The organism is Candidatus Enterovibrio escicola (genome assembly GCF_002464935.1).
In the GTDB taxonomy this organism is placed as follows: Bacteria; Pseudomonadota; Gammaproteobacteria; order Enterobacterales; family Vibrionaceae; genus Enterovibrio; species Enterovibrio escicola.
The window spans coordinates 86,760-104,933 of sequence record NZ_NBYY01000011.1; the positions used below are offsets into that span (position 1 = coordinate 86,760).

General features: G+C 38.7%; 16 protein-coding genes and 2 pseudogenes. 9 read left to right on the top strand and 9 right to left on the bottom strand.

Annotation, left to right across the window (positions count from 1 at the left end; translation table 11 throughout):
- Positions 1 to 558: 558 nt before the first annotated feature.
- A pseudogene (locus BTN49_RS17400) lies at positions 559 to 1,088 on the top strand (IS5 family transposase); the annotation flags it as partial.
- 174 nt (positions 1,089 to 1,262) lie between these two features.
- Here BTN49_RS17400 and BTN49_RS04510 read toward each other — a convergent pair.
- Positions 1,263 to 2,006, bottom strand: coding sequence for a ferredoxin--NADP reductase (locus BTN49_RS04510; protein ID WP_097356190.1), 744 nt, complete (start codon positions 2,004 to 2,006; stop codon positions 1,263 to 1,265).
- Between the two features lie 166 nt (positions 2,007 to 2,172).
- A complete protein-coding gene (locus BTN49_RS20390) occupies positions 2,173 to 2,400 on the bottom strand; it encodes a hypothetical protein (RefSeq protein WP_146679131.1) in 228 nt (75 codons plus the stop codon).
- A gap of 326 nt (positions 2,401 to 2,726) precedes the next feature.
- Between BTN49_RS20390 and BTN49_RS04515 the strand changes: the two genes are divergently transcribed.
- From BTN49_RS04515 to tpiA, 4 genes are all read left to right on the top strand, one after another.
- Complete coding sequence (locus tag BTN49_RS04515; protein WP_097356191.1) at positions 2,727 to 3,023, top strand: transposase; 297 nt, start codon at positions 2,727 to 2,729, stop codon at positions 3,021 to 3,023.
- Positions 3,024 to 3,606: 583 nt separating this feature from the next.
- Entirely contained in the window at positions 3,607 to 3,885 is a 279-nt protein-coding gene (locus BTN49_RS17405; protein WP_223824001.1) for a hypothetical protein, read from the top strand.
- Between the two features lie 79 nt (positions 3,886 to 3,964).
- Positions 3,965 to 4,117 (top strand): transposase, encoded by a 153-nt coding sequence (locus BTN49_RS15150; protein WP_190322117.1) that lies wholly within the window; start codon positions 3,965 to 3,967, stop codon positions 4,115 to 4,117.
- Positions 4,118 to 4,872: 755 nt separating this feature from the next.
- Positions 4,873 to 5,685 carry a triose-phosphate isomerase gene (gene tpiA / locus BTN49_RS04525; RefSeq protein ID WP_097356192.1) on the top strand — a complete coding sequence of 271 codons (813 nt, stop codon included), beginning with the start codon at positions 4,873 to 4,875 and terminating at the stop codon, positions 5,683 to 5,685.
- A 278-nt stretch (positions 5,686 to 5,963) separates the two neighbouring features.
- Here the strand turns inward: tpiA and BTN49_RS15155 are convergent, their stop codons facing one another.
- The 4 genes and pseudogenes from BTN49_RS15155 to BTN49_RS21965 all read right to left on the bottom strand — a co-directional run.
- Entirely contained in the window at positions 5,964 to 6,167 is a 204-nt protein-coding gene (locus tag BTN49_RS15155; RefSeq protein WP_190319314.1) for a transposase, read from the bottom strand.
- 58 nt (positions 6,168 to 6,225) lie between these two features.
- Entirely contained in the window at positions 6,226 to 6,516 is a 291-nt protein-coding gene (locus tag BTN49_RS21960) for a hypothetical protein (RefSeq protein ID WP_241896446.1), read from the bottom strand.
- A gap of 250 nt (positions 6,517 to 6,766) precedes the next feature.
- On the bottom strand, positions 6,767 to 7,663 hold the full coding sequence (fieF, locus tag BTN49_RS04535) for a CDF family cation-efflux transporter FieF (RefSeq protein ID WP_097356300.1): 897 nt from the start codon (positions 7,661 to 7,663) through the stop codon (positions 6,767 to 6,769).
- Positions 7,664 to 7,766: 103 nt separating this feature from the next.
- Positions 7,767 to 8,450 (bottom strand): annotated as a pseudogene (locus BTN49_RS21965) (IS982 family transposase); the annotation flags it as partial.
- Positions 8,451 to 9,670: 1,220 nt separating this feature from the next.
- Between BTN49_RS21965 and BTN49_RS04545 the strand changes: the two are divergent.
- From BTN49_RS04545 to BTN49_RS04560, 4 genes are all read left to right on the top strand, one after another.
- Complete coding sequence (locus tag BTN49_RS04545; protein ID WP_097356301.1) at positions 9,671 to 10,729, top strand: glycosyltransferase family 9 protein; 1,059 nt, start codon at positions 9,671 to 9,673, stop codon at positions 10,727 to 10,729.
- A complete protein-coding gene (locus BTN49_RS04550) occupies positions 10,726 to 11,508 on the top strand; it encodes a glycosyltransferase family 2 protein (RefSeq protein WP_097356194.1) in 783 nt (260 codons plus the stop codon). The genes BTN49_RS04545 and BTN49_RS04550 overlap by 4 nt, the downstream gene beginning before the upstream one ends.
- Before the next feature lie 296 nt (positions 11,509 to 11,804).
- The gene (locus BTN49_RS04555) at positions 11,805 to 12,440 is read left to right on the top strand and encodes an IMP dehydrogenase (protein ID WP_097356195.1); all 636 of its coding nucleotides are present in this window, start codon (positions 11,805 to 11,807) and stop codon (positions 12,438 to 12,440) included.
- Positions 12,441 to 12,812: 372 nt separating this feature from the next.
- Positions 12,813 to 13,718 carry a S8 family serine peptidase gene (locus tag BTN49_RS04560; protein ID WP_223824007.1) on the top strand — a complete coding sequence of 302 codons (906 nt, stop codon included), beginning with the start codon at positions 12,813 to 12,815 and terminating at the stop codon, positions 13,716 to 13,718.
- Between the two features lie 155 nt (positions 13,719 to 13,873).
- On the opposite strand, the gene BTN49_RS13855 is transcribed toward BTN49_RS04560, so the two are convergent.
- The 3 genes from BTN49_RS13855 to BTN49_RS04570 all read right to left on the bottom strand — a co-directional run bounded on the left by BTN49_RS13855 (position 13,874) and on the right by BTN49_RS04570 (position 17,716).
- Positions 13,874 to 14,023: a hypothetical protein gene (locus tag BTN49_RS13855; protein WP_158523616.1), complete on the bottom strand. Its 150-nt coding sequence runs from the start codon at positions 14,021 to 14,023 to the stop codon at positions 13,874 to 13,876.
- A 1,825-nt stretch (positions 14,024 to 15,848) separates the two neighbouring features.
- The gene (locus tag BTN49_RS04565) at positions 15,849 to 16,886 is read right to left on the bottom strand and encodes a glycosyltransferase family 9 protein (protein ID WP_097356197.1); all 1,038 of its coding nucleotides are present in this window, start codon (positions 16,884 to 16,886) and stop codon (positions 15,849 to 15,851) included.
- Between the two features lie 500 nt (positions 16,887 to 17,386).
- A complete protein-coding gene (locus BTN49_RS04570; RefSeq protein ID WP_097356198.1) occupies positions 17,387 to 17,716 on the bottom strand; it encodes a transposase in 330 nt (109 codons plus the stop codon).
- Positions 17,717 to 18,174: the final 458 nt, after the last annotated feature.

Here is an 18,174-nt window from a genome sequence, read left to right on the forward strand (position 1 = left end):
ATATCAAAGAGCTTTTGTTCATCTATTACTTGAAAACGATTGGAATCTCAAGCAGATATTACACGTACTAATTAACCCGAGCTACGCATAAGAAATAAACTAAATGCCCAAGGCATAATCTGTTAGTTTGAACTAAATCATCAAACGCATAAGAACTTTGCATTAATAATGCAGACGGTGTTTTAACCGATATCAAGATCTCCGTCAGGTTTTCCTTACTGCTTGGGAAAAATACAGGATTTCAGGTGTCAAAATAAGCAACAAACCTTTTCGCCTTTTAGTTAGAGAAGTCATAACGATAGTGATAGCTTTCCATTGATCTGGATATCAAGACTTTAAAACCTATTGCATCCACTTTGTTTTCCGCTCCCTCCCCAATGAATTTCCTGAATTAGTCGACTACACGTAAATGCTCAAGCTCTTACAAGATATTTTGATTTTGCTTTGCTTTTACCTCACTCACCGTCAGGCAAGGTTGACAGGGATTTCCTTCGTTGATTCGTTCAAGATATAGGTTTGTAACAACCTACGCATTCTCAGACATCAGGTTTTTAAGGCGTTATTAATGCCATAGGCCTAAAAGTATACGATGAAGGTGAATGGAAAACGCGCAACCACGGGAAGGTCGAGTGGTGTATGTGGCGCAAACTTTATCTTGACGTTGATTTATCTACTCATGCGGTTATGGCTGCAGAAGTTAGCCTAGTTTCTGTAGGTGATAATGAGTTTTTACCTACATTTCTTAACCCGTTATGACGAAAGATACAGCAAGTCAGTGCTGATGGTGCCTATGACATAAGAGCATATAACCACGTACTAAAAAATAAAGGAATTATGCCAAGTATTCCACCAAGGAGCAACGCGGGGTACTCGGAGGCAGGGCATCCGAGACATAAAACTATAAAGGCTTTAAAAGAAGATAAACTGGCGGAGTGAAAAAGGACATGGATTATCATAAATGCTCATTAGCAGAAACAGCAATGTTTCGCTATAAACAGTTGCTCAACCCTAAAATTACTCTTCGTAATTAAAATGATCCAGTTAGTGAAGCACTGGTAAATGTGAAAGCGATAAACAAAGTTATATGACTCAATATGCTTGTTCGCCAACAGACAAATTAAGACTGTAAAAAGTCGAAATCAGTGCGTTATAGGGTTGATTAAATTAACAACACCGTTTTATACCAGAAATAAACGATGCCTGTAAGAATCTGCGAGAAATAGTTGAAGGGCGTTAGAAAATGATCACTAGCACACAGTAACTTACCAGTACTGTTCGATAGTAACATGACCAGGAATACGACGCAAGTTCTTTTTTAATCCCTTGTTTATAAGTAAAAGTCGTACTTCTTTGACCATCTGTGGATTGCCGCACAACATCACTTGGCTTTGATCTGGAGATAGTGTAAAACCTACCCTACGTTCTAGCATTCCGTTATTAAGGGCATGCGTGATACGCCCAGACAGTGCACCAGATTCTAGTTCTCGACTCACAAAGGGCTGTACAATAAGCTGACCGCTATAGCGTTGTTTCAACGCATTAATTTTAGATTGGTAGCTCAGGTCTGCAGAAAATCGAACGGCATGGATCAGGATAACCTTACGAAAACGTTGCCATACATATTCTTGTTGTAGGATAGACAGAAATGGGCCTAATGCCGTACCTGTCGAAATCATCCATAGGTGTTTCCCTTGCGGAATTTCATCGAGGGTAAAGAATCCATAGGCCTCTTTGGTTATCATCACAGACTCGCCGATCTCAAGGGCGTGAAGTTTTGGAGATAGAAGACCGTTAACCACACGAGTTGCGTAAATCTCTAGGTTTCTACTGTTAGGCGCATTGACGTAGGAGTATGCACGTTGGATCAGTTTACCATCGATCTCTAAGCCGAGCTTGGTGAATTGCCCAGCAATAAAGCTGGTGACATCAGCGTCAAGAACAAGACTAAATAGATTCTTATTCCAATGGTGATTCTTAATAACTTCTGCTTTGATCCAATTAGTCATAGATCCTCCTGAACAGATCATTTTCTTGCTTGAACGTTATTCTATTAGTCGAACTCGATACATGCATCTACACCACCCACTTAAAAAGTATACTCAATCAACTTAAAATTCAGGTTTGAGTGCCTGAAATATATTATTTATTTGAGATACCAAAAATCTAGAATATTTAGAATAATTGCAGTAAAAGATTAGTTAATAACCTCTTTATAATCGCGGTTATTTTAAAATAACCGTTATTTCTCGATCTTTCATTCATCACTTTCCAAAATCTTTCTATTGAATTCAGATTTGAACTATACGGCATGTAGAGAGTGAAGTTCAATATTGAGAATGAATGCTCATCTATAACTAGATCACTTCGGTGATCTCCCGCTCCTTCCAAGATTATATGCAGCTTATGAAATAATTGGTAATCGTTTCTTACCTTTCATAATAAACGAACAACATTTTCACTTCAAATCGTGTCATAGTCTCTGACAACTATACTTGTCATATCAGATAGATATGGCATATAAATAATATTGAGGCGAGTACAACTCTCTGTTGTTTTAAGGGCATTATCATGGGCGTTTTTTCCAAAACATCTGAACTAATCGCGATTACTAAGATCAGATCATCATGGAGTTAAACGGGAGGTCATGATGGGAAAGACCAAGCACAATATCAGCAACTAAAAATAATATAATCAAACATTAGTAAATCGTGTAGTAGTCACTTTTTGTGATAGACCTCGCTGCCATTAATGCATTGCATTGTCTAATGCATCACGGTCATCGTAGACGTTGGTTTATATTTTCGGATGTCGTGATTGAAACGGCACTGATGGTGAAAGATATTTTCAAGTTCCTACTTCGTACGTTAGAAGGCTTTCTAAATTCAGTTTCTACATTGATACATGTCCTGCTGCAATACCCTACATACACTTGCATTAATAAGTGTTCGAAAAACGTAGAAGTTAAATACCGTTTGCTGGATGAGGAATTATCGCACACGTCGTTATTTATGCCACAAGCCTAAAGGTATACGGCGAAGGCAAATGGAAGATGCGTAAATACGGTAAGGAAAAGAGACGTATCTAACGCAAACTTCATTTTGCCGTTGATATATCTACTTATGAGGTTATTGCTGATGGATCCTATGACACAAAAGCATGTCACTCCGTACTGAAAAATAAAGCAATAACATCCTAGTATTCCACTGCGAAGCAACGCTTGATACTGGTAAGCAGGGCATCCTAGAAATGAAACTGCAAAAGCGTTAGAAGAAGATAAATTAGCTGAGTTGAAAAAGGATGGGGTTATCACAAACTCTCATTAGCAGAGACAGAAATGTTTCACTATAAACAGTTTCTTAATCTTAAAATCACTCTTCGTAATTAACCTAAACTGCGCTTAATAAATGCACTAAATGCCAAAGTCGCGATCTGATCTTTTAGAAGACTATTGACTTCATAAGGACTTTGGCATGAATAACTTAGACGCTGTTTTCATCGATGTCGACGATTTTTGCCAAACTTTTCTCCCTGCATGGGAGAAACCCCTAATTTTTTCCAGTTTCAAACAATGAAACAAACATTTTCACCTCTTACGTTAGCGAAGTGATGACGATAGTGATAGCTTTCCATCAATCTTGGTATCGAGACTTAAAAAGCTGTTATATCCACTTTATTTACCGCTCCCTCCCCAACGCATTTCCTGAATTAGTCAGCTACACGAGAATGCTCAAACGCATGCAATATGTTCTGGTTCATCTTTGCTCTTACCTCACTCACCGTCAGGCATTACCTTCGTTGATTTGTCCAAGCTACAGGTTTGTCACAACTTCCGCATTTTCAGATATCAGGTTTTTAAAGGTGCCGCGAAGTGAGAAAAAGGAATGATGGGGTGGTTCTACAGCCTAAAATTATAGCTTATTATCAATAATCGGTATTATTTCAAATCAAAGTAACGACGGCTAACGTGGATGATAGAAAGCCTGTATCGGAAATGGTTGACGAGCTTTGGGCGTGTTTACACGGAGATGAAGGTTATCTCTCTGATCCATTGGAGCGGGAACTCGTAGACAAGGGAGTGACACTGATAACGGGTGTGAAAAAACATATCCCAAATTGAGCAGTCTCAGCACCGTAGTTGTATCAGCTTTATGGTCAACTTACTGGCGTGGATCATCGCGTATTTATTTCAACAAAAGAAGCCGAGCTTCAAGATGATTAAGTTTGATAAGCAAGCACTTATGCAGATCTGAGGTTATTTAATATAAAAAGCAAGTCCATTACGATTATGACAGAAAATGGTCGAGAATTTAATCATCATGCAAGGATCAATCATCGCTCTGAGAAATATTTATGGTTTAAGCAGCCTATCGTTATTTTTAAAGAAATGTCATTATCAGCTTGATGGGAAAATATCACACTTTCGACTTAAATTTAAGGACTAGCACTATTCCCAAACGCCCCAATCAGGAAAACATAAGCTTTAACTTTGACATCAGAGATGTTGGAATTAGACGCTACCAATAGCTAGCTAAATTTAATTTTTAACAAAAAACAACATTGACGCCATAAAAACAGGGTTACTATACCACACAACAATATGACATGTGACGCATAACATGTTACCTATTACGATATTGCACCACTACTTCCTCTCCATTTTGTGTAATTGTAACTAGATACTTAGGAATCTCTTAAGATCAAAGTTTGCTTTGATAACAATATATACATTCTCTTCCTAAGATTTGTTATTAAAATGTTCATATTTACTTGAGAGACGATGACAGTTATGCTTTTAAAATAGGTAGTGTGAACAAGCTCTACTGCTATCATTTCGACAATTGATTTTGATAATTGGATCACGGAGATATTCCTATGCGCCGTCCACTAGTAATGGGTAACTGGAAACTTAACGGAAACAAAGCAGTAATTGAAGATTTAATCAAAGGAATTGATATAGAGCTTAACGGCGTAGAAGGTGTTGATATTGCGATCGCACCTCCTGTCATGTTTTTAGATTTGGCAAAGCAACTGCTAAGTCAAGTACAAAGCAAAATTATTTTAGGTGCACAAAACGTAGACGTAAACCTCAATGGCTCGTTTACCGGTGACATTTCCCCTAGAATGCTAAAAGAATTCGGCACCACTTATGTCATTATCGGCCATTCAGAGCGCCGAGAATACCACGCAGAATCTGATGAATTAGTTGCGAAGAAATTTGCATCAGTCAAAGAGAGCGGAATGGTTCCTATTCTTTGTATTGGTGAATCTAATGCACAAAATGAAGCAGGAGAAACCCTGGAAGTCTGTACACGTCAACTGGATGCTGTAATTAAGATACAAGGCGTTGATGCTCTGAACGGTACCGTTATCGCATACGAACCAATTTGGGCTATTGGTACCGGCAAAGCTGCAACATCTAAAAATGCACAATATATCCATTCGGCGATTCGGGCTCACATCGCTGTTCAGAGCGAAGAAGTAGCCAAGAATGTCATTATCCAATACGGAGGTTCTGTTAAGCCTGAAAATGCGGCAGCATACTTCACACAACCAGATATAGACGGGGCACTCGTTGGTGGCGCAGCACTGAACGCTAAAAGCTTCGCTGTAATTGCAAAAAAAGCAGCCACAGCAAAAGATTTAATTTATAGCAGAACACAGTTTATCGGTAAAAACATCATCTAAATCATTCATGCCCAAGTCCTTATTTGATTGATAGTTTTATTTGAACAATTAGACCGAGATCTTGGATATTTAATTCATTTATTATGTTCAGCTCAGGTTAACTAACCTCAGATCTGCATAAGTGCTTGCTTATCAAACTTAATCATCTTGAAGCTCGGCTTCTTTTGTTGAAATAAATACGCGATGATCCACGCCAGTAAGTTGACCATAAAGCTGATACAACGGCGGTGCCGAGAATGCTTGATTTGAAATATGTTTTTTAGTTGTTCAAAAACGGTTTAAATAATAAATCGTTTCCAAAAGATTAGGCGATCCCAAAGTTTTATAACTTTGGGTGTCATATGTTTTTGCATACCCGTTATCAGTGTCACTCCCTTGTCTACGAGTTCCCGCTCCAATGGATCAGAGAGATAACCTTCATCTCCGTGTAAACACGCCCAAAGCTCGTCAACCATTTCCGATACAGGCTTTCTATCATCCACGTTATCTGTTGTTACTTTGATTTGAAATAATACCGATCATTGATAATAAGCTATAATTTTAGGCTGTAGAACCACCCCATCGTTCCTTTTTCTCACTTCGCGGCACCTTTAAAAACCTGATATCTGAAAATGCGGAGGTTGTGACAAACCTGTAGCTTGGACAAATCAACGAAGGTAATGCCTGACGGTGAGTGAGGTAAGAGCAAAGATGAACCAGAACATATTGCATGCGTTTGAACATTCTCGTGTAGCTGACTAATTCAGGAAATGCGTTGGGGAGGGAGCGGTAAATAAAGTGGATATAACAGCTTTTTAAGTCTCGATACCAAGTTTTAAGTCTCGATACCAAGATTGATGGAAAGCTATCACTATCGTCATCACTTCGCTAACGTAAGAGGTGAAAATGTTTGTTTTATTGTTTGAAACTAGAAAAAATTAGGGGTTTCTCCCATGCAGGGAGAAAAGTCTGGCAAAAATCGTCGACATCGATGAAAACAGCGTCTAAGTTATTCATGCCAAAGTCCTTATGAAGTCAATAGTCTTTTAAAAGATCAGATCGCGACTTTGGCATTTAGTGCATTTCTTATGCACAACTCAGGTTAACTATGTTTTCGGTGAGTCTGTCTGACAACCGATACGGGATCCTGATGAATTAGTATGTCCGCACCAGGAAAAGCCACTTTCAATCTGTCTTCTACTACATCGGCAATAAGATGGGCATCTACAAGTTTTAAGTTGTCATCTAGTTCCAAATGCAATTGAATAAACCGCGTAGCACCAGCTTGACGTGTGCGAAGATCATGTATCCCTTCAACACCAGATACGGTGGATGCTAGAATTGCGATTTTTTTTTGGTCTTCTACGGGAAGTTGGTGGTCGAGTAATGATTGCACGGCTTGGTGCGCCATTCTGATGGCACTGAGCAAAATAAATATACCAATCACAATAGCGAACACAGCATCGGCTGTACTAATACCATACCATGCTAAACTAAGAGCCACGATAATAGCTATATTCATAAACAGGTCAGATTGATAATGTAGTGAGTCGGCTGAAATCGCCTGACTGCCTGTATGGTGTACCACCCATTTTTGAAACAGCACTAATCCTCCCGTGAGAAATGCCGAAATCACACTAACAAAAACACCTAATGCAGGGTTATGCAGTTCGGTAGGACGATGTAACCGATCAATACCATTGAGAAGTAAAAAGAATGCTGAACCTACAATAAATGCAGCTTGTGCAAGTGCCGCGAGAGATTCAGCTTTGCCATGACCAAAACTGTGCTCGTTATCTGCGGGTTGCAGCGCATATCGAATAACAACTAAGTTGGTGATGGACGCTAACATATCAAGTACAGTATCAACCAGAGACGCCAGTAGACTGATGGATCCTGTGTACCACCAAGTCACAAGCTTCATCAGCACTAAAAACAGTGCAGTAATTGTCGCTGCCCATGCGGCCGTCTGTACAAGTTGGGCGTATTTTTTGTTCATGCTAAAATATATTGAGGATAAGAACTGAGAGTATAACGGTTTTATTTCAGATTTGAGCAAACATTTCAAGAGAAAGTGATTCTCTTTGTGAAGGGTTCGAGAAGATCAGGCAGTCCCAAATTTTCATCACTTTGGGTTTCATATTCTTTTTTACACCCGTTATCAGTGTCACTCCCTTGTCTGAAAATTCCCGCTCCGATGGGCCAGAGATATAAACTTTGTTTTCCTATAAACACCCCCAAAGCTCGTCAGCCATTTTCGATACAGGCTTTCTATCATCCATGTTAGCCGTCGTCACTTTGACTGAGATAATACCGATCATTGATAATAAGATATAATTTGAAGCCGTAGAACCACCCCATCGTTCCTTTTCCTCGCTTCGCGGTACCTTTAGAAACCTGATATCTGAAAATGCGTAGGTTGTGACAAACCTGTAGCTTGGACAAATCAACGAAGGCAATACCTATTAACCTTACCTGACGGTTAGTGAGGTAAGAGCAAAGTGGCATCAAAAGACCTTGTATGAACTTGAGCATTCACGTGTAGTGAACTAATTCAGGAAATTTGTTGGTGCGGTAGCGGCAAATAAAGTGGATGTAATAGGTTTTGAAGTCTCGATATCCAGATTGATGGAAAGCTATCAGTAGCTTATCACTTCGCTAACTAAGAAGCGAGAAGGCTTGTTTCTTTGTTTGATACCGGAAGAAATGGGGTGTTTTTCCCATGCAGGGAGGAACGTCTGGTAGAAATCATCGACATTGACGAAAACAGCGTTTAAGCTATTTATGCCAAGTCCTTATGCAGTCGCTAGTTTTTTTAAACGAGTCAGATAGCAACTTGGGTATTGAGTTCATTTCTTATGCGCAGTTCAGGTTAATTTAATCAACAACGCCATTCATGGTAGTACTTTTTGTTTCCTAGGAGAGAAGAGCATATATCTTTCAATAGTTATTTTCCTCTTCATTATGTAAAACTGTAAGTATTGTAGTTATTAGCTCAATTTATGGACAACATAACTGACAATGATAATGTTGGTGTACACTCCGACCTATACCTTGTTTTCTACCCGTTTTTATCTACTGGCAAAAACGACATTTAATGTCAACATTAGCTATAATAATCACCCTGAAAAAAATACGCATGTCACACGAAGAACAATATATTGAATATATAACCGATTATTACTATAAGTATTTTCCGCGAACTAAACGCGCTTATGACCTATGAAATCTAGCATTTTTAAGTTATTTTGAAATAGAGTATCTTTCTGGTAAGCATTTTAAGAGGGTACTCTATTACCGATGTTTATTAAACCCCACTGAGAAAAACTCCACCCACCTTTTGTGTATATTGTGTACAAAGGAATAAAAAAAGAAAAGAACTAGAGGGCTAGGGATATACCGAGATATCGAAGGGTATTTGAATGTAAACCCGTATCAATGTATTATATTCTACAATCATCGGATGTTTGTCATTCATTACAGGGATAAATATCCTAGACAGGGATAAATATCCTAGAATTAATCATATCAATGTTCACCTATCTTCAAGATGTTAATAATGATATATCTTCAAATAACTTGAAGATACTCGATTTTAGAGGTCATTAGTGCATTCAGTCCGAGGAAAATTCTCATAGAGATAATTACTTTATTTCACAGGATTTAAGGACGCAATAGGCACATTGATACCTTCCTGTAGGACAAATTTACTAATGCCATGCTCGATACTATCCCTTTTTGATGAAGATCACTACACCTAGAAATGTGTACTTTGATCATGACAGCAGTAAAACTCACTGAAACCTGCATCTTCAAGTTGTGTTAATATAGAATCAAGAATAAAAAATAGACTGGAATTTATCAGGTGATCATGAAATCATCGATAAAATTCAAACTTCTTAAGTTCACAGTTTGCATGGCTTGCATGGCTTGCATGGCTTGCATGGCTTGCATGGCAAATCAGCAGTTGCATAATTCTAGCTACGATACTCACATATGTATTACTATGACCCTATTTACAAGCCCACCACGATCTATTTGTATTTTACGTTTATCCGCAATCGGAGATGTCTGTAATGCTATTGCTTCAGTACAAACTATTCAGCAGCAATGGCCACAAACCAGAATAACTTGGATCGCTGGTAATGCTGAAACCGCATTCCTCCGTCCTTTACTTCCCAGTGTCAAAGTTATCGCATTCGACAAACAGTTAGGGTTTAGAGGGATACAAGCAGTATGGAAGATCCTAAATAATCAATACTTTGATGCCCTACTCCACATGCAATGTGCCATTAGGGCAAGTTTGCTATCCGTAGGAATAAAAGCTAAGTATAAATTGGGGTTTGATCAAATTCGTGCCCATGATTTACAACTGTGGTTTACCAATGTGAAAGTGCTCTCACCAACATCTCTTCATGTATTAGATGGATTTATGGCGTTTACAGAAACACTAGGGCTCAAACAACAAACACCGACATGGACTCTTCCTCTTGCAGACACAGACATAATGTGGGCGAAAGCACAGTTAAATGAAAAGCCAACACTAATTGTGGCACCAGCGGCCAGTAAAACCTTTAAGAACTGGATCGTTGAAGGCTATGCAGCCGTAATTGAACATGCCATTAATAAAGGTTTCAATATCATCCTTACAGGTGGTTCAGGTAAAATAGAAATCGAATTAGGTGATAATATTGAGGCTATGCTAACCCACCCTGTCACAAACTTGATCGGTAAGATAACTCTACTCCAGCTTATCTCATTAGAGAAAGAAGCTTCACTAGTACTCGCACCAGACAGCGGGCCTGCACATTTGGCGAATGCTGTTGGTACACCCGTAATCGGCCTCTACGCACACCATAATCCTGAACGAACAGGTCCTTATAACTGGCGACAATATGTGGTTAACGCCTATGACGAAGCAATTAAAGTAGAAACTGGTAAAATGACTAACCAAGTGGATTGGCGAACTCGCGTTAAAGATAAAAATGCGATGCAACGAATCACTATTGGTGAAGTGATCTCGCGCTTTGACGAGGTCATTTCGAAGGAAGAACTTTGCTTATGAAGCATAGCCAACAACGTGCATCTATCAGTGCCATTGTAATCACCAAAAACGAAGAGCTAATTTTACCTGAATGCCTCGCCTCGCTTGACTGGGTGGATGAAATCATCGTGGTTGACTCTGGAAGCACAGATAAAACGGTTATGATTGCTAAAAACAGCGGGGCTAAAGTATATGTAACCGTAGAATGGTTTGGATTTGGAAAACAAAAACAATTAGCTCAAAGTTATGCAACCAAAGACTGGATTCTAGCCATCGATGCAGATGAAGTTGTCTCACTAAAACTAAAAAACCGCTTACTTTCTATGCTTAAGAACCCACCGAAAAATACCTTAGTTGAAGTAAACGAACTCACTTGGGTCTTTGGTCGTTTCCTTCGCCACTCCGGTTGGTATTATAGTCACGTCCGTGTGTACCCACGTGACTTCACACAGTACGATGATGCATTGGTACATGAAAAAGTAATTGTGCCTCACAACGCAAAAACAATTGTCATAGATGCCGAGCTGCTGCACTACTCCTACCGAGATTTGACACATTACCTCGTAAAATCAGCATCGTATGCCAAAGCTTGGGCCGATACTCGACAGGACAAAAGAGAAAAAATTAGCATTGGTCAGGGGATCATTCATGCAATCGGATGCTTTCTACGGATGTATGTCCTTAAACTAGGTTTTCTAGACGGTAAACAGGGGTTTTTGATTGCCCTCCTTTCAGCTCACTCAACTTTTATAAAATATGCTCATCTCTGGGTTCTTAACAACGACAGTCGAGTTCATTAATCTCAGCCAATCATTACTGAATATAAAATCGGTTATGATCATTTACCTGTTTATGAACCATGCACATTTCCAAGTCAAAAAATGACACGAGGAGTATACTTCAGTCTGACTAACCCTCCTCTAGGTTGTACATTTCACCTGACCGAGGGCAATTAGTATTGCAACAAAGCAGTTTGTCAGGAGGGGATAAAAAGACCAATTATTGAACTTGCTATGAACAATCTGGATATCGCTCTCCTAACGCTGTTTTTAGAGTATTTGATGGCAAATTAAGATATAACATCTGTGCATTCTAGATGATGGAAGGCGATCTAAGAACATCTAAATATGTTAGTAACGTACATGAAACGTTTTCAGATAGAGTGATTAGCGCAGGTAACGTTGTTAGGGGTGACCTGGTTGAAGAACTGATCCTTGCTGATGCAGACATCGTGAAAGTTTGCATTGACCCAGATTCTGTATGTACTACACGTGTAAAAACAGTTGTAAGCTATCCACAACTGTCAGCAATCATTGAGTGTGCTGACATGGCTCATGGTCTAAGTGGTCAAATTATCGGTGATGGTGGTTGTTCATATGCAGGCGACGTTGCTAAATCATTCGGTAGCAGCGCAGATTTAGTGATGTTGGGTGGTATGTTAGAAGATCATGAAGAAAGTAGTGGTGAACTAGTTGAGAAAGATAGTAAAACATTCATGAAATTTTATGGTATATCCTCAGAATCTACAATGGAGAAACACTCCGATGGCATAACCAAGTATCGAGCAGCTGAAGGAAAAACCGTACTGCTTCAATTCCGTATCTCTGTACACAATACAATGTCTGGTATTCTTGGTGGTGTGCATTCGACTTACACTTATGTTGGTGCAGCAAAGCTAAAAGAACTAATAAAGCGAACCACATTCATTCGAGTACAAGAACACAACGTTTAGTTTATAGTAAGTAATAACCATTCTTAATAATAAACAATTAAAAATGCGGGAGGAATATTTAAACCAGTATATACAGCGTGTCCCCTAACCTAAAACGAAATATACCAGTGACTGGCTTTAAAACTAACAGTGCCGTTTTAAAGGACATTCCTTAAGCCCCACCACATATAGTTTCTGAGAGGAACCTCCTAGGTAAACTAAAATAAAATTAACTTTCAATAATTACATTGACCAATTAAATTGGTATAAACATGAAGAAATATCTATTTATCGCTATATGTAGTCTATTTTTTAATCTGTTTTCAAGTACTTCTGTCTTGGCGACAGAGCTGACTATCAGCAATAGAGATTGAAATCATTCCTAATAGTTACATAGTTGTTTTCAAGGAGTCAGTTTTCTCTCCTAATGGAGAGACTCTACAAGGTCTTGGTTTTTCTGCAGGACAATCAGTTCAACAAGTAGCAGAAAGATTGATTGATGATGTAACTGATCGAACGTCTTATACTACTACCTCAAGTACTAAAAATAAACGAGGTCATGTTTATTCTTCTGCTTTAAAAGGTTTCTCTGCCACCTTAACTCCAGAAGCTGCTAAAGAATTAAAGAAAAAAGCAAAAGTTCATTATGTTATGGTTGATGGGGTTACTAACTTAAACCAAGTATCTTTAAATGATATAGAAAAATTCAATCAAGATGCTTCACCATCTTGGGGTCTAGATCGTATAGATCAAATAAGCTTGCCTTTCAATAATAAATATACCTACAACAACACTGGTATAGGTGTGCATGCTTATATTCTTGATTCAGGTATTCGCGCATCTCATCAAGAATTTATAGGTCGGATAGGTAATGGTTATGATGTTATAAACAAGGATAGTGATCCTGATGACTGCCTTGGTCAAGGCACCCCTGTGGTAGGTACTTTAGGTGGTACTCGATATGGTATAGCTAAGAACGTGACCTTACATGGTGTAAAAGTATTCGGCTGCACTAACACAGGATTTTACTCAGACATACTGGCAGGTGTTGATTGGATAGCTAAAAATCATATAAAGCCAGCAATAGTAAACCTAAATATAACTACAAGAGGTCCAATTAGTCCTTTAGATGATGCTATATTTAACTCTTTTCATGCTGGAATAGTATACATTGTATCTGCTTCTAATAGGCATGGAGCAGATGCTTGTTCTTCCTCACCTGCTAGAGAACCAACAGCAATCACATTAGCATCAATAGCAGCACCTCATGTAGCTGGAGTAGTAACTTTCTATTTATAAAATCATATAAGCGCTTATTTTGAAAATATTACACGTGCAATATTAAATATGGCCACTAAAAATGTGGTGACGGATGCTGGAACTAAATCTCCTAATTTGTTGTTATTTTCGACGTTATTTCCAAAATGATACCTCCTAACAATGTTGTTTTAATCTCAGATCTGCATAAGCACTTGCTTATCAAGCCGAATCATCTTGATATTTTGCTTCTTTGGTTGAAATGAATACGCGAGGATCACCGATGACACTACATCGCTAATGATATCCAATGCAGACAGTCCACGTTTCTTACAGGTTTCAACCACAAACAGAACACGAGAACGGAACTATTCTCCTCGGAGAGGAGCTGGTATCGAAGCAGATTTTCCGAACGATGACACTAATCCGAATACACCGCTCAGCTTCATTATTGGTCAACGTTACACCTTCATGATGAAGGAAAACCCAGAGTCCCTATTCGTGCTTCAAGATATAAGCACACCTTCCAGTATACCGAGATGTTGAAACCTGTTTGCCTTTCTTTAGCCAAGCCAAAAGATTTTTTCTAAGACGCAACATTCGTCGCTACCACTCGATGTCAGTGATTTTTCCTTGCTCATAGCAGTGCTGCATTCGGAATACCGAATGGCAGAACCGAATAAGACATTTGCCAATATGAGACATTAAATCTCCACTGCTGTATTCTGCCATTTGTTGAAAATTACGGATGACATGTGCTCAATATAACTGGTGACGAATAAGATCCAGCAAGTTATAACTACCCCATTGGTAGATTATCACTATCGCGTGGCATTGTTTATCCAGCATTGCTTTTTCTATTTCCGCATTACGCCGATAACGAATGGTCTAATATCCCGCATCACTGCCACTGAGGAGCCAGACCCATCGGGTAACCGCTTCCACATTTCGTTTGTACGTTGTTTCATTTATATTAATAACAACAGATTATTTTACAGGGGGATGCAGCGCCTGATGTAACGGCGTTAACATACTACTGACTCGTCCTTAGGCTTCAGTAATCAGTCCGATAGAAAAATGCGTACCGTATTAATCCATAAAAAGACACTATATTTTTCGGAGACTCAGGTGATATTAGCCAGACAAAACGGCAATGTGGCTAAACAGCCTAGGACCTCACTAACCTGATGGGGTGTCATCGAGTAAATTGACTCAGACGATATAGTTACAGTGCTGGCACCAACCATGGAATAACGGATATTCAGTAATATCAAACGATGCGTTAAGTGACTCAGAAACTTGATGACGATGGGGGACTGGTGAACGAAGGCTCTTTGATCTTTTGATATCTTGTATTTGCTTTCTTGTCTTTAATTATTTATCAATAGACCTCGAGAAATTCTAGGGCAATAAGTAGCGTAATTACTGTACTTCATCAGCTCTCGGTAAACTGAAGAACCATGGCATTTGATTATATTTGCAATGTCATGGATTAGAATTTACCATTCCAAAATAGTTGTCATTTAGTATCTTCTTCCAGCATTAATCTGTTGTTAATTCCTAGTAATACTGCTTATTATCTCAATTCAAACCTTGACCAACATGATACCGCCTTAGTCATTGATGATAAGGTGCAGTTTAAAACCATGGAACCCTCCCATCGTTTCCTTCCTTCATTTAGACACCACCTTAAACACACCATACCGTGGAATACATAAAGTGTGACAGACTTGTAGCTTGGTTGAATTAACGAACACGATGCCTGCAGGTTTGGTTTTTCGGTTAATCAAATCAGAGCAAAAGAGGAGCAGAGTGCTTTGTATTAACTCACGTATCCACATATAGTTGACAAAAGCATGGCATTTCTCCGTTAAGGAACGGAAGATAAATTGCGTATAATATATTTTATATATCACGAAATCCAAATTGATGAGAAGATACAATAATTATTATTACTTCACTGATTGAAAGGTGAAAAGGTCTATTTCTTGTTTTGAAACCTGAAATCAGGTATTTTGCCTAATCAAGAAGAGAAACCTGACAAAAATAGGTAATATCGGTAACAATAACGGCTAAATCATTCATACCAAAGTCCTTATGCGACTGATGATTTGATGCAAACATTCAGATCACAACTTTGGCATTTGATTTATTGCTGATGCGCAGCTCAGGTTAACTAACTCTACCTAAGAAGCTATTCACTCTTGCCAGAATGTCCTCAATGTTTATTTTTACCATATCTGTCGCCACGTTTTTGTTTTTGTTAGGTGGCGGGAAAAAGGCAAGATGACGACCTTTGCTATTGATTGGCTGCCAGCGAAGATGCGTCGCACTACATTTAGAAGGAAAAAATCCGATAGTTGGTACATCTATGGTAGCTGCAATATGCAACGGCCCCGTAGAGCCTGCGATAAAAACACTGGCACATGCGATTGAGCATGTGAAATCTTGCAAGCCGTCATTTTTATCATAAACTACCGATTTCACGTTTTTTTCTTCGAGCATTCCTTTTAATGCAACCGCTTTTTCTGTTTCACTCGGTCCTGCAGTCAGAATTATTTCCATATCCATCACTTGATACATACCCGTTACTAATTGAGCATATTGCGTAAGTGACAAATTATTGGCGGAACCCCCGCTGCCAACATGGATATACAACCACGGTTGCTCTTCATCAAGCAAAAGAGACTGTGATAACTTCCTTCGTTGAGCAGACAATATAGTAGGCTCGAACGATAAATAAGGTGCAGTAGGTTCAACAACCTCAATATTTTGTTCGTCCAGAAAGAAGCGGATTAAATCCAGATTATATTGATATTCCGGTTTCAACGATTGAGACCGACGCTGTGTAACCCGGTAGTTATAGAGTAACTGAAAGATTTTTGTCGCGGGTGCCAAACGGAATGGAATACCAACTTTCCAGACCAAAGTTGCATTATAGACATCAGAAAATAAACAAATAGATGCATCAAAACCGTTTCTTTTTATATTTCTAATAAGTTCTATTTTACTTAGTTTATCTGCATCTTTTCCACAATCGATTAACACCTTATGTATAAAAGGACACAAATCAGCCAAAGGCCTAGTATAAGCCGGCACTAAGGCGGTAATTTCAACCTTTGGCATCGATTGTTTAAGCATAGCGAATGCAGGCCAAGCCAACATAAAATCACCTATTTTATCATTACGAATGACTAGGATATTTTTCATTGTGTGTTCCCGTGTACGCTTATTAATAACAATTATACTGAATAGCTATAATTAAGCTAGAGTCAGTTAACGACCTGATGATAGTGGTACACTTCAGCTATCTGAAGCCGAAACACGTAACCATAATCTATCAACAATTTACTGGCTAAAAATAATATCTAGTTCCCCTTGTTAGCGGCATTTTTGATTAAATCATACCTACAACGCACTGAGACAAATCTTTTTTATGGTCTTAATTTGTCTGCTGGCGAACAGCAATACCGCGTCTTATAACTTTGTTTATCGTTTTCACATTTGCCAGCACTTCACCAACTTGATTATTGTAATCACGAAGAGTGGGTTTAGATCTGAGTAACTATTTATTAGAGAGACATTGCAGTTTCTGCTAATGAGAATTTGTGATAATCCTTTCCTTTTTCCACTCCACTAATTTATCTTCTTTTAACACCTTTTATAGCTTCATTTCTAGGATGCCTTTCCTCCCAATACCCCGCGTTGCTTCAAGGTTGAATACTGTACACAATTCCTTTGTTTTCCAGTATGTGGTGACCTATTTCTGTGTCATAGGCACAATCAGCACTAACTTCTGCAGCGATAACCTCATGAGTAGACACATCAACGGCAAGATGAAGTTTGCACCAAATACGCCGCTTTACCTTACCGTGTTTACGCGTTTTACATTCACTTTTTTCATATACCTTTAGGCCTGTGGCATCAATAATGATGGGGTTGACAGCTCCTAGACTCAGCAAACGGTATGTAACTTCTACGATCTTCGAATACTTACTAATGCAAGTGTATGTAGGGAATTTCTGCGAGACATTAATCAACGTAAAAACCGAATTGAAAAAGCCTTCTAATCCAACCTAAAATCTGCATAAGTGCTTACTTATGCAGATTTTAGGTTAATGAGGTGTAATTTAAAGCCTTAAAAAACTAGATCTATAGTGATTTCTGGTGTATTAGTAGGAAACAATACGTTGTAACCTGTTGATGGATTTCGATAAATCAACAACCATCAAGGAATACACCACAGGGACAATAATAATATCGTTACCGAACTAAATAAAGTAGAAAAACCGCTTAATAAACTGATAAAACAAGGCTCACAGCAGTTATTGTGGTCAAGCTCAAGCTATAAAAGCCGAGGTTTAATCCTTGCTTGAGCATTTCACATAACTCCAAGCTAACGGAAAGCAGGCAGTGGTTATCAATGGCCATTTGCCTGAGCGGCACCTACAAACTGGGTTCGGCGAGATTACCATCAAAGTTCAAAAGGTTTAAGATA

Bases quoted from the DNA above. Each gene is read 5' to 3' on its own strand.
- BTN49_RS04510 (WP_097356190.1), bottom strand. From the start codon at position 2,006: ATGACTAATTGGATCAAAGCAGAAGTTATTAAGAATCACCATTGGAAT.
- BTN49_RS17405 (WP_223824001.1), top strand. From the start codon at position 3,607: ATGACGATAGTGATAGCTTTCCATCAATCTTGGTATCGAGACTTAAAA.
- tpiA (WP_097356192.1), top strand. From the start codon at position 4,873: ATGCGCCGTCCACTAGTAATGGGTAACTGGAAACTTAACGGAAACAAA.
- fieF (WP_097356300.1), bottom strand. From the start codon at position 7,663: ATGAACAAAAAATACGCCCAACTTGTACAGACGGCCGCATGGGCAGCG.
- BTN49_RS04545 (WP_097356301.1), top strand. From the start codon at position 9,671: ATGACCCTATTTACAAGCCCACCACGATCTATTTGTATTTTACGTTTA.
- BTN49_RS04550 (WP_097356194.1), top strand. From the start codon at position 10,726: ATGAAGCATAGCCAACAACGTGCATCTATCAGTGCCATTGTAATCACC.
- BTN49_RS04555 (WP_097356195.1), top strand. From the start codon at position 11,805: ATGATGGAAGGCGATCTAAGAACATCTAAATATGTTAGTAACGTACAT.
- BTN49_RS04565 (WP_097356197.1), bottom strand. From the start codon at position 16,886: ATGAAAAATATCCTAGTCATTCGTAATGATAAAATAGGTGATTTTATG.